Genomic DNA, 11,943 nt, shown 5'->3' with positions numbered 1-11,943 from the left:
CAACCAATCAGGAGCCGTGCATGTTCACCCATCAGGTGGTCTGGATCACGGGCGCGTCATCCGGAATCGGTGAATCGCTGGCACTCACCTTTGCCGGGCAGCAGGCCCGCCTGGTGCTTTCCGCCAGGCGCGAGGAAGAACTGGAGCGCGTGGCCCAGCGCTGCGAACGCGAAGCAGGCCTGCCCCGGGGCTCCATCATGCTGCTGCCACTCGATATTGCCGACCTGGCATCGGCGCCCAGTAAAACGGATGAGGTTCTGGCCCACTACGGTCACATTGATGTGCTGATCAACAACGCTGGCATCTCCCAGCGGTCGCTGTGCCGTGAGACGGACCTGTCCGTGTACCAGCGGCTGATGGACGTGGACGTCATGGGCCAGATCGCGCTGACCAAGGCGGTTCTCCCGCACATGCTGGAGCGTGGTCGGGGCCACATCGCGGCTACGTCCAGTGTGGCCGGCAAGGTGGGTGTGCGGCAGCGCACCGGCTACTGTGCCGCCAAGCACGCGGTCATGGGCTTCTTCGACGCTCTGCGGGCGGAAGTGGAAGATGAAGGGATTCAGGTTTCCACCATTGTGCCCGGTTTCATTGCCACCCCGATTGCTGAGAACTCGCTGGCCGGCGATGGCAGTGCCTTTGGCGAGGCGGACGGGGATAACGCCAACGGCATGAATGCCGACAAGGCCGCCGAGGTCATTATCAATGGCCTGGGCCGTGGCAAGCGCGAGATCCCGGTCGGTGAAGGCAAGGAAATGATGGCCTTATGGCTCAAGCGCCTGTGGCCAGGGCTGGTATTCCGGTTGACCAAGAAACGCCAGTAACAACCCAACGCCCAGGAGCCGGAGCAGTATCTGCTCCGGCAGTAACGGACACTCAGGGGAGAGCGGGGAAGCTGACTTCCGGCATTTCGCCCGTCAGCGTATGCAGGAAAGCTTCGATCTGCTCCACCTTCTCATCCGACAGTTCACGATTCAGCATCTGGTCCGCCATCAGCTCAATGGCTTTATCCAGCTCTTCAACACTACCGTTATTGAAGTAGGGATAGGTCACGGCAACGTTGCGCAGGGTCGGTGTCTTGAACTTGAACTTATCCGACTCCTTGCCGGTTACAACAAAGCGGCCCTTGTCCGTGGACCCAGGCACCTCAAACCGATGGTAGTTGCTGTCCGTCAGCGCCGGTCCCCGGTGGCAAGCAACACAGCCCGCGTCCACAAACGTTTTCATCCCCTTTTTCTCCTTCTCACTGAGCGCCTGAAGATCGCCCCTGAGGTAACGGTCAAAGCGGGAATTGGGGGTATTCAGGGTGCGTTCAAAGGAGGCAATGGCCTTGGCGACGTTGTCCGCATTGATCGGCTTCTCGCCCGGGAAAGCTTCATCAAACAGCTTGCGGTAGACGTCGAAGCTCGATAGCCGGTCGATGGCCTTATCAAGGTCCATCGCCATTTCCACGTCAGCCTCGATCGGCCCCAATGCCTGCTCTTCCAGATCATCGGCCCGACCGTCCCAGAACTGCTCCTCAAAAAACCCCGCGTTCAAAACCGTTGGTGTGTTGCGTTTACCAACCTGACCACGATGCCCCGTGGCCCTCGGGATGCGGTCCGTCCAGCCCAATGCTGGATTATGGCAGGTCGCACAACTAATCACACCGCTGGATGAAATCCGTGGTTCGAAAAACAGCATCTTACCCAGCTCCACCTTCTCCGGCGTGAGAGAATTGTTTTTAGGTATCGGCGGCATGGCCGGCAAGGGCTCAAAGCGCTCGCGATAATCCGCATAGCCGTCGCTCGCCTGCACTGGGCCTGCGACAGCCAAACTGCCAAGCAACGCGATAAGAACGACAATAGGTACTGCTGTGCGTTTCATTAGCCCTCCCGGTACGATCATGTTGCACAGTCGCCATTCAAACGCAGCCCACCCCAACCATCGATGAGGTAAGTCAAGATCCTTGGATTGGCCTCTTGATCGGGGGCTTGCCGGTTTTTCCCGTAGGCAAGGCAATGGCTGGGACTGATACACTGGCGCCCTGTACACCAACTGAGCAGGGAGTATCGAGCCATGACCACAGAACGGATACTGACGCTGATCCGCCACGCCAAATCCAGCTGGGAGGACGCCAAGCTCCGCGACTTTGACCGCCCCCTCAATGAGCGGGGCCAGCAGGATGCACCGGAAATGGCGCGACGGATGGCCGCGCGCGGCGAACGCCCGGATCATTTTCTGGCCAGCAGTGCCCGGCGGGCCCGCGAAACCGCATTGATCCTGGCCCAAGGGGTTGGATTCCCGGAAGGGGGTATCCACTTCGAGCGCGACCTCTACCTGGCGGACAGCCAGCAATTGCTCAGCACCATCCAGCGATTGCCCGATACCGCACAGAACGCTTGGTTAGTGGGCCACAACCCGGATCTGACGGAACTGGCCAACCTGCTGGCCGGCCCGCAAACGGACAACCTCCCCACCTGCGCGGTCTTCCAGATGGCGTTTGAGGCCGGATCCTGGCGGGATGTGAAGCCGGAGACAGGTCAGTTGCGTGTCTACGACACCCCCAAAGCGCCCTGGCAAGCTACCTGACGCCGCCGACGCGAACCAGTTCCAAGGGGTTATTGCTACCGGGTTCCTGCGCCAGGATCAGCTCATGGATGCTGCGTTTCTCCGGGGTTATGGATTCACAGAGAAATTCGTTGGCCGGATTCCCCTGGGCCGTCACCACCAGCTGATTGTTCCCTTCAGGCACTGGCAGCATGGAACTGCGGTTTGGATAATCCAGATTGCTGACGAGGGGCTCCGGAATGATCCCATCTTCTGGCAAAGAGCCGGACGCATTGCATCCGGACTCAATCAGGTAGAGATCCACCGGTACCTGATTGGCGGACAAGGCATTGGCAATGCGGAGGCGCGCATTGGTGGCGACCGGCCGCGCATCATGGGTCAAAAAAGACGCGACGGCGGATTCGCTCGATGCCGACGGTAACTGCCTGAGCACCAGTGTTCCAGCTTTCCCCTGCCCCAGCCTGATGTCATAGCAATAGTCGCAACCCTGGTTCCCTGCCACAAAATCGATGGGATAGTGCCTGGACTCAACGCCCAGATACCCCTCGGCCGGCTCAGCCTGTATTGAACCCACCCCCGTCCGGGATAACGCACCGTCCTCAGTCGTGAGATCCACGGCGCTTCCCGAGGCATTCACAAACGCCAGTTCGGCCGCCTGCGCCTGGCCGGGAAGGCGCTGGGTCTGGTTCCCGTCCACCTCGATCAGCGACAGCTCACTGTCATTCGAAGCCAGCACACCAGTAGCGGGAGTCACAGCCAGCAGCACATCATCCCCGCTTTCCCACCCAAGGCTGGGGTCGCTCTGGTAGATTACTTCACTGCTATCGGCTGGCGTGATCGTGAGCTGGTAGACGCCCTCCTCAACCCGAATGGCATCGCTGGCCTGACCACTGGCAAGGGTGGCGTCCGGATCCCCTGAAACATCCGCCTTCAGGTACAGATCAACCGACCCAGCTTCGGGCACAAGATGGGCCAGGCGGAGCCGGACATTGCCCTCCGGCTCGTCCTCCTCTTCCGAGTCACTGTTCCCTGTCTCACCATCCCCCTCTTCGTCCTCTTCTTCGGGCTCAAAGGGGTCATCATCCTGATCAAGAACAAGGGCACGGACATTGTCATCCTGAAGAGAGCCCATCAGCAGCACATCATGGCGCCTGTCTTCACTGAGGTTGGCGTCGAGGGTATCCAGAAGGGGGGCAGGCGCCTCGCCACCGGTATAACCCTGTGCCTGGAAGCGGTAATCATGCGCCGGCAGGTCAACGGTCGTCACCTTGCCGTATTCCAGCTTATCGACGGGCACATCACCATCCGCTTCCAGCCGCAGCGCGGGCGCGTCAGGCACGGCGTGGAGCACGCGCATGGCCACGTCATCAGGGACAACGGTATCCTCAAAGGTTTCGTCTTTCTGGCTGTCAAAACAACCGCTGAGGCCAAGTGTAACGGCCAGCAGCAATGCGGCCCTGGCAGGCGATTCCATGGTCATCATCCTGTTCCATGAAGGTTTAGCGGCGGTTTTAACAGGATCCGGTCAACGGCAAAAGCGACCGGCTCACACTCCGGGCACAGGATCAGTCACAACGTGCCAGGAGACGATTCCAGGCTCCGGCGTGACGTTCAACCGCCCGGTCAAGGTCATGCCAGACGCTGCCAGGTTGGCGGGTACGCAGATTGCGATCACGGAAAGGCGCCATTGCTTGCGGCACCGGGGCGCCGGGCGCCCGCATCAGCGTTTCCAGGGCCCGAGCCATGCGCCGCCCATAGTGGCGCACGCGGCGAATCCGGGCAGCCAGGCCATTAAGGTAATGCGCACGGTAGAGCTCCACTGGCGCGCCGTCCACCGGGCACCGATCGGTTACGGCCAGGCTTTGGTTCAGGATCGCCGTACCCTCACCCAGCCGGCTCTGAAGCGCCTCCGCACTGCGCAGAAGCTGACCAAAACGTGGCACCTCACGCCACTGGCGGTACCGCTCGGTCATGGCGTTCAGCCCCTGGGGCACTTCCCCGGGTTCTACTCCGGCCAGCATCGAAGCGGTTGCCGATACGCCCTCGATGAGCTGTTCCAAATGTTGCGCCGGCACGGGTGTCGGCAGGCGACCACCGGAGCGGCTCACCAATCGGGCTATCTCATCGCTGGCCCAGATCCCATTCCAGAGCGCCAGGGGCAATGATTGCGAACGGGCTTGCCGGGCTTCCTTCAGGGCCTGGACGCGGGATTCACTGCTGACCTTGGGCAGGCACGCATCCACAGCGGCCAGAAAGCGCAGATGGTATTCCATGCGTGTCCCGGGGTGCGCCACGCGCCCCAGAACACTGGTGCGCTCGCCAACCACGACCTGAAGTTCACAGCCATAGAGTGAAAGAAAGTCCACCAGCCCCATATCCAGTTCCGGCAGCTTGAGCCGACGATCGCGGGATCGTGGCAGGGGTTCCACGGTGGGGACATCGGAGCGTTCGGGAGTCACGCCGACGGCTTCCCCCAACGTACTGACATAGGCTTCCGCCTGCTTCTTGCTTTCGCCCATGAGCCAGTCGCCGGCCAAGCCCAGTGGCAGCAGGGCCAGAAGGCCAGCGAGGAGCAGCCCCCTAAACGTCATACCGGATCAGTCGCTCCAGCAACCGGTGGCGCTCCGCCAGCACCTGCGCCATGGTAGCCACGGCGATCTCTGGTGGCGCCTTGCTGCCGATGCTGAAGCCGATCGGAGCGTGGATGCGACCCATACGGGAATCGGTCACGCCCAGCTGGTAAAGCCGCTCCCGGCGCTGGGCCGCCGTGCGCTGGGAGCCCATGGCACCAATGTAGAAGGCATTGGTCTCCAGCGCCGCGAGCAGGCCCATGTCGTCAATTCGCGGGTCGTGGCCAAGAGCCAGGATCGCACAGTGGGCATCGTTGAAGTCACGCTGGATCAGGTCGTCCGGCAGGCACGCATGGCACTGGATACCGGGTTCCTCCCAACCGTCGAGGAACAGCTGACGTGGCTCACACAACGCGACGCTGAACCCATTCATCAACGCCATGCGCCCCACATAACGGGCCACCTCCCCGGCGCCAATCATGAGCATGCGCGAGCGTGGGCCGATGGTGTGAAGAAACTCCTGCTCATGCTCCTCAATACGCCCCGGCACCGAAGCGCCGGCAAACAACCAGTCCCCGCTTTGCCAGTCGACACGCCGGGTCACGCTGCGGCGCTCCGCCAGGTCATCCAGCACCCGTGCCACGGGGCCCGAGTGGCGCTCGGGGTTCAGAACCTCAATGACCAGCCGCATCCGGCCACCGCAGGGCAGACGCCATTGGGCCTGCTCCGCTTCGGTGACCCCGTGGTCCACAAGACGGGGTGGCGACGACGCAGGATCACTGCCTTCCACCACCTCCCGGATCAACGCCTCCTCAAGGCAGCCCCCTGAAACCGAACCGGCCCACTCACCGGCGGCATTGACCGCCAGCATTGAGCCCGGTGGCCGCGGCGATGATCCCCAGGTTCGCAATACCGTGCAGAGCCAGGCCTGTTCCCCACGGGCCAGCCACCGGTTGACCTGTTGGAGGACCGAAGCAGCCGGGTCCTGGCTTGCTTCAGCCATCGGGCCTCCCCGCGCGGAAAGGGGTTCGGCGCTGGCGCTCTCCCGTTAGTGCAAAAAGCGCGTTGCCCAGCGCCGGGATAGCCGGTGGTGTCCCCGGCTCGCCCACGCCCTGGGGGTCTTCCTCGTTCTCCACCAGCAGGATGTTGAGCTCCGGGGCCTCATCGTGGCGCATCAGCTTGTAGTCGTGGAAATTGCTCTGCTGCAGGCGGCCATTGCCATCCCAGTCCACCTCGCCATAAAGCGCCGCGGTCAGACCGAAAAGGATCCCCCCTTCCATCTGCATGCGCACAATATCGGGGTTCACCATCTGGCCGCAGTCGGCCGCGCAGGTCACCCGGTGGATACGGATTGCTCCTTCCTCAATGCTGACCTCCACCACCTGGGCCACATAGGTGCCGAAGCTGCGGTGCAGGGCGACACCCCGAGCCCGCCCCTGAGGCAGGGACTCGCCCCAGCCGGCGGCTTGAGCCGCGCGCTCCAGAACCGCCCGGTGACGGGGGCTGTCTTCCAGGTGGCGCAGTCGGAACCGAACCGGGTCCTCGCCTGCTCTGTGGGCCAGCTCATCCATGAAGGTCTCCACCGCGAAGCCATTGTGGGAATGGCCCACGGAACGCCAGTAACTCACCGGCACACCAGCGTCCGAATGGGTATGGCGAACCCGGAGATCGGGCACGGTATAGGGCACCTCAATGGCCCCTTCGATGGCGGAACGGTCCTTGGGCGTCAGGAAGGTTCCTTCCGCCATGCGCCCCATTGAGGCCAGGGTGTTGTAGAACAGGCGCGGTGCCCAGGGGTACTGGGCGGCAGCTGCATTACGCGCGAACCAGTCAAAGATCAGCGGGCCTGTGATCTGGTGGTCCCAGGCGGCGACACGCCCTCCTGAAACCGCGCCACGGAACCGGTGCAGCATCGCCGGCCGGAAAACGTCATGCCGTATGTCATCCTCGCGCGACCATACCAGTTTGATAGGCTCGCTGCGCTGAGTGGCGATTTCCGCCACTTCCTCCACGTATTCCTGGGTCAGGCGCCGCCCGAAACCACCCCCCAGAAACGTGGTACGCACGGTGATTTCGCCCGGTGAATAGCCGCTGGTACGTGCTGCGGCGATCCGGGCCATATCCGGCCCCTGGGTTGGCGCCCAAACCTCCAGCCCTCTATCCGTGACCCTGGCCGTGGCATTCTGCGGCTCCATGGTGGCGTGCGCCAGGAAAGGCGCCTCATATTCCGCCTCCAGAACATCGGCCGCGTTGTCGAGGGCATGGGCTGCATCGCCGTCACTGCGCTCGGTTTCACCGGCGCTGTCGTCGGCCGCCTGCCGGTACTGGCGGAACACCGAATCCTGGGTCGGTGTCAGCGCGTCAGACTCGTCCCACTCGACGCGCAGCGCATCCCGCCCCTGGAGAGCCTGCCAGTAGCTTTCCGCGACCACGGCAACGCCACGCTCGATGGCCAGAACATCCACCACACCCGGCAGTGCGCGCGCCTCGGAATCATCAAGGGACGCCAGCCGTGCCCCAATGGCCGGTGGCCGTGCGACCACGGCGTAGCGCATGCCTTCCAGCGCCACATCAATACCGAAGCGCGCCTGCCCTGTCACCTTGGCATGGGCGTCCAGGCGCTGGTTCTGTTGACCGATGTAGCGGTAGTCTTCTGGACGGCGCAGCGTAACCTGTTCTGGCATGGTCTGGCTTGCCGCCAGTTCCAGCAACTCCGTGTAGGCGACTTTCTGGGTCCCGTCCGGGTGCAGGACGTAACCATCCCGGGTGGTGAGCGAAGCAACCGGCTCCTGCCACACCTGCGCCGCCGACGCCAACAGCACGCTGCGTACCCGGGCGCCGGCTTCACGCACGCGTGACCAGCTGGTGCGCACGCTGGAGCTGCCTCCGGTCACCTGGAGACCGTACTGCGGGTTGATGTAGGCATCGCCTACCGGCGCAAAGACCACCTCGATGGTCTCTGGAGGCAGATCCAGCTCTTCCGCCACCAGGGTCGTAATACCGGTTACGGTACCCTGCCCCATTTCCACCCGGTCCAGGGTAAACCGGATGCTGCCTTGCGGATCGAGCTCCAGCCAGGCATTGGGAGACCAGCCCGTGGAATAGGACGCATCGTCTTCGCGCGAACTGGCGCACCCCGGCAGAGCCATGCTGAGCACAAGGGCCCCGGAACCGGCGGCCCCCAGGCGGAACAAGCCGCGCCGGGAGATGCCGCTCATGAGCCACCTCCATCGGCGACGGACCTTATGGCCGCATGGATACGGGGATAGGTACCGCACCGACACAGGTTGCCAGCCATGAACTCACGGATGCGCTCGTCCCCCGGGGTTGCCTCCTGGTTGAGCAGCGCCACCGCGCTCATGATCTGGCCGGACTGACAGTAGCCACACTGGGGGACATTATGCTCAAGCCATGCTTCCTGAACCGGGTGCAGCTCATCACCGTCAGCGAGCCCTTCGATGGTGGTCACGGACGCCTCGCCGCCAGCTACCCTGGAGACCGGGGTAATACAGCTGCGCGTTGCCTCGCCGTCAATGTGTACGGTGCACGCCCCGCACTGGCCGATGCCACAACCGAACTTCGTCCCCTTGAGGCCAACCCAGTCACGCAGCACCCACAAAAGCGGTGTGTCTTCAGCCGCTTCAACGGATTGATCCGCCCCGTTCACCCTGATTGTTATCGTCATTGGCGTACTCCTGATCCTCACGCCTCACTGGCCGCTGAACTGCTCGCGGTTGCGTTCCCGGGCCTCGGGACTCTTGCGCAGCATCACGTAGACAGCGCCGGTGCCACCATGCTTGGGCTGCGCTGAATGAAAGGCCATGACATCCGGCAGCTGTGGTAACCACTGGTTTACATAGCTTTTGATGGTGGCGATACGGTCCGGATTACGTTCACCCTTGCCATGTTTCACAAGCGCTGACCGTACATCCCGGCGCAGGCATTCATTGATGAAGTTGAACACCTCCTGACGCGCCTCATCCACCGTCATGCGGTGCAGGTCCAACTTGGCTTCAATGGGGTACTGACCCATCCGAACCTTCTTGAAAACCCCATGCTGGATGCCGTCGCGCTTGAAGCTGAGCTCATCCTGGGGCCCAAGCCAGGCCACTTCCGTGACCGTCAGTGGGTTGCGGTCCACGGTGTTTTCAATCACGGCCGCGCGGCGACGCTCCAGCTGGCCGGGTGTTACCTGACGCCCTCCGTCGAGATCGGCCCGGTCGGGCTTTCGGATTGGTTCCACATCCCCCATGGCTTCTAGGAACTGAAGGCGCTCTTCCTTCGTGGTCATAGCAGACCCTCAATACTGGAATCAGGCTTCGCCGTTACTTTACCACCCGCCCTGAAAGCAGGGAAACGCCGCCCCAGGCGTTATTTTCTGTCACCAGCACCACTGATTGTTTGAGCGACGGGCCAGGGTGGACTAGCTTGGAAAGCATTCCCCTGTGTCGCCAACACCAAGTGGTTCCAGGCCGATGGACGAGAATGAACGCTACAAGCTCTACCGGAAACTGCGTTTTCTGATCACCGACGATTTCGAGAACTTCCGGCGGTCCATGCGCCAGATGCTGAGCAGCATGGGCGCCGAAAAGATCGACATGGCGGCCAATGGCAATGAAACCATTGCCAAATGCACAAGAGAGCACTACGACGTACTGATCTGCGATTTCAACCTCGGATCCGGCAAGACCGGCCAGCAGGTCCTTGAGGCACTGCGTCACCAGAAGCTTCTGCGCCATACGTCGCTGTTCGTGCTGGTTACCGCCGAAACCTCCCGAGAGATTGTGATGGGCGCCCGTGAATACCACCCGGACACGTACATCATCAAACCCATTACCCAGGCCGTACTGCAGAAGCGCATGGACGCCCTCCTGGCCCAGCGCCATGAGCTCTACCCCATCAATCACGCGCTCGACCAGGAGGACCTGCCGGAAGCCATCCACCAGGCGGAGCAGCTGCTCCAGACCAAGACCCGTTACCGGAACCGGGTGACCCAGATCCTGGGTGACCTCTACCTGCAGCGCGATACGCCGGATCAGGCGCGCCAGATCTATAAGGAGGTTCTGGAAGGCCGGGAGCTGGCGTGGGCGCGCATGGGCATGGGGCGGGTCGCTGTTGCCGAGGGAGCGCTTGATGAAGCCATTGGGCACTTTGAGACCCTGATCGAGACCAACCCGGATTACATCGAGGCTTACGATGCCCTGGCCGATGCGCTCCAACGCAAGGGCAACAACCACCGGGCTCAGGAGGTTGTGCAGAAGGCGCTCGATATCTCGCCGCTGGCCATCCTGCGCCAGAAACAGCTGGCCGACATTGCTGCCAGCAATGAGGATATGGAAACTGCGGCCGATGCCTGGCGCTCCACCGTCAAGCTCAGTGATAACTCCATTCACGACGATCCGGAAAACTACCTGGGCCTTGGCCGGACCCTGTCAGAGCTCAGCGACGGCGACACCAGCAGTGAGGGCAAGGCTCTGGCCGATGAAGCCCTGAACACACTGAAAAACATGGGCCGCCGGTTCAAGGATGACGAAACCGCCAAGACCCAGCAGCAACTGGTCACCGCCCGGATCCATGCCGGCCAGGGCCGCATGAACGAAAGCCGCAAGACCCTGGAGAGCATCGGCGACCAGCTGGATCCAGCCCTCATGACCCCCGAGCAGGCCCTGGATTACGCCCGCGCCCTCTACACCCAGCAGGACAACGCCGCGGCCCAGAAAGTCCTGAGCCAGCTTGCCGAACGCTGCTCAGATGACCCCGAAACCATGAAGGCCATTGAGGAACTGATGGACGAACCCGTCAGCTTCCACAAGAAGAACCAGGCCAGAGGCCTCAACAAACAAGGCATCAAGGCCTTTGAAAAGGGTGAACTGGGCCCGGCTGCCGATGCCTTCAAACAGGCGCTGGAGCTGGTTCCGCAGCATCCAGCCCTGAACCTCAACCTGGTTCAGGTGCTGCTCAAGCACGCCGAGCAGGAAGGGAGGGCCTCGGACCCCAGCACATTGAAGCGGTGCGAACAGTGCCTGGAACAGCTCAGCCACTTACCTCCCCAGCACAAGCAATACAAACGTTACCAGTTCCTGGTCAATAAAATTGCAAACCTCAGATCCGGGAGCAATGCATGAGCAATGAACTCGAGTTCTCCACCGTGCTCGCCTCCACCGTTCACGATATGAAGAATTCCCTGGGAATGCTTCTGAGTTCACTGGATGAAGTGCGTGACTCCGTTTCCGAGGAGATGCGTGGTTCCAGCCCATTCACGGCTCTGGAGTACGAAGCCCAACGCATGCACGGCGACCTGATCCAGCTGCTGAGCCTGTACCGGCTCTCTGAGGACAAACTCTCCGCCACGGTGGAAGAACAGCTGGTTTCCGATTTCCTCGACGAACAACAGGCTCATCACCGCCCCCTGGTGGAAGGGCTGGGCATTCAGCTCAAGGTCCACACCGACCCGGAGGCGGAACAAGCCTATTTCGATGCCCAGCTGGTCAGCGGCGTACTCACCAACGTGATCAACAACGCCATCCGCTATGCCAACAGCGAGCTCCACCTCAACGCCCGCTCTGACAACGACTGGCTGGTGCTGAGCGTGGAAGACGATGGCCCCGGCTACCCGGAACACATGCTGGCCGTGGATTTCTCCGGCAGCGAACGCGTTGACTTCAGCACTGGCAGCACCCACCTGGGCCTCTACTTTGCCGAACGCATGGCCGGCATGCATGCCACCGGCAACCGCCAGGGATTCACCCATCTGCGTAATGGCGGAGAGCTGGGGGGCAGCGTGTTTGAGCTCTGGCTGCCCTAGGTCGGGCGCCAGCACGCTCGC

Annotated in this window: 11 protein-coding genes; 4 read left to right on the top strand and 7 right to left on the bottom strand. The window is 62.1% G+C overall.

Annotation, left to right across the window (positions count from 1 at the left end; translation table 11 throughout):
- The first annotated feature begins 20 nt into the window (after positions 1-20).
- The gene (locus AC1RQI_RS01775; protein ID WP_481903430.1) at positions 21-821 is read left to right on the top strand and encodes an SDR family oxidoreductase; all 801 of its coding nucleotides are present in this window, start codon (positions 21-23) and stop codon (positions 819-821) included.
- A 52-nt stretch (positions 822-873) separates the two neighbouring features.
- On the opposite strand, the gene AC1RQI_RS01770 is transcribed toward AC1RQI_RS01775, so the two are convergent.
- Positions 874-1,863 (bottom strand): cytochrome-c peroxidase, encoded by a 990-nt coding sequence (locus tag AC1RQI_RS01770; RefSeq protein ID WP_481903429.1) that lies wholly within the window; start codon positions 1,861-1,863, stop codon positions 874-876.
- A 192-nt stretch (positions 1,864-2,055) separates the two neighbouring features.
- On the opposite strand from AC1RQI_RS01770, the gene AC1RQI_RS01765 reads away from it, so the two are divergent.
- Entirely contained in the window at positions 2,056-2,568 is a 513-nt protein-coding gene (locus AC1RQI_RS01765) for a SixA phosphatase family protein (protein ID WP_481903428.1), read from the top strand.
- Here the strand turns inward: AC1RQI_RS01765 and AC1RQI_RS01760 are convergent.
- The 6 genes from AC1RQI_RS01760 to smrA all read right to left on the bottom strand — a co-directional run bounded on the left by AC1RQI_RS01760 (position 2,561) and on the right by smrA (position 9,408).
- Positions 2,561-4,021 (bottom strand): DUF4397 domain-containing protein, encoded by a 1,461-nt coding sequence (locus AC1RQI_RS01760; protein WP_481903427.1) that lies wholly within the window; start codon positions 4,019-4,021, stop codon positions 2,561-2,563. The genes AC1RQI_RS01765 and AC1RQI_RS01760 overlap by 8 nt on opposite strands.
- Positions 4,022-4,112: 91 nt before the next feature.
- Positions 4,113-5,138: a DUF3080 family protein gene (locus AC1RQI_RS01755; RefSeq protein ID WP_481903426.1), complete on the bottom strand. Its 1,026-nt coding sequence runs from the start codon at positions 5,136-5,138 to the stop codon at positions 4,113-4,115.
- On the bottom strand, positions 5,128-6,120 hold the full coding sequence (locus AC1RQI_RS01750; RefSeq protein WP_481903425.1) for an XdhC family protein: 993 nt from the start codon (positions 6,118-6,120) through the stop codon (positions 5,128-5,130). The genes AC1RQI_RS01755 and AC1RQI_RS01750 overlap by 11 nt, the downstream gene beginning before the upstream one ends.
- The gene (locus AC1RQI_RS01745) at positions 6,113-8,335 is read right to left on the bottom strand and encodes a xanthine dehydrogenase family protein molybdopterin-binding subunit (RefSeq protein ID WP_481903424.1); all 2,223 of its coding nucleotides are present in this window, start codon (positions 8,333-8,335) and stop codon (positions 6,113-6,115) included. Before AC1RQI_RS01745 ends, AC1RQI_RS01750 begins: the two co-directional genes overlap by 8 nt.
- Positions 8,332-8,802, bottom strand: coding sequence for a (2Fe-2S)-binding protein (locus tag AC1RQI_RS01740; protein ID WP_416635110.1), 471 nt, complete (start codon positions 8,800-8,802; stop codon positions 8,332-8,334). Before AC1RQI_RS01740 ends, AC1RQI_RS01745 begins: the two co-directional genes overlap by 4 nt.
- A 24-nt stretch (positions 8,803-8,826) precedes the next feature.
- Positions 8,827-9,408, bottom strand: a complete 582-nt coding sequence (gene smrA, locus AC1RQI_RS01735) for a DNA endonuclease SmrA (protein ID WP_481903423.1) — start codon at positions 9,406-9,408, stop codon at positions 8,827-8,829.
- A gap of 184 nt (positions 9,409-9,592) precedes the next feature.
- Between smrA and AC1RQI_RS01730 the strand changes: the two genes are divergently transcribed.
- Positions 9,593-11,242, top strand: a complete 1,650-nt coding sequence (locus AC1RQI_RS01730) for a response regulator (protein ID WP_416635112.1) — start codon at positions 9,593-9,595, stop codon at positions 11,240-11,242.
- Positions 11,239-11,922: a sensor histidine kinase gene (locus tag AC1RQI_RS01725; protein ID WP_481903422.1), complete on the top strand. Its 684-nt coding sequence runs from the start codon at positions 11,239-11,241 to the stop codon at positions 11,920-11,922. The genes AC1RQI_RS01730 and AC1RQI_RS01725 overlap by 4 nt, the downstream gene beginning before the upstream one ends.
- Positions 11,923-11,943: the final 21 nt, after the last annotated feature.

Source organism: Salicola sp. AFF1, assembly GCF_056783195.1.
Note: the sequence above shows the minus strand (reverse complement) of the source record. Positions and strands in the feature narration are given on the sequence as shown.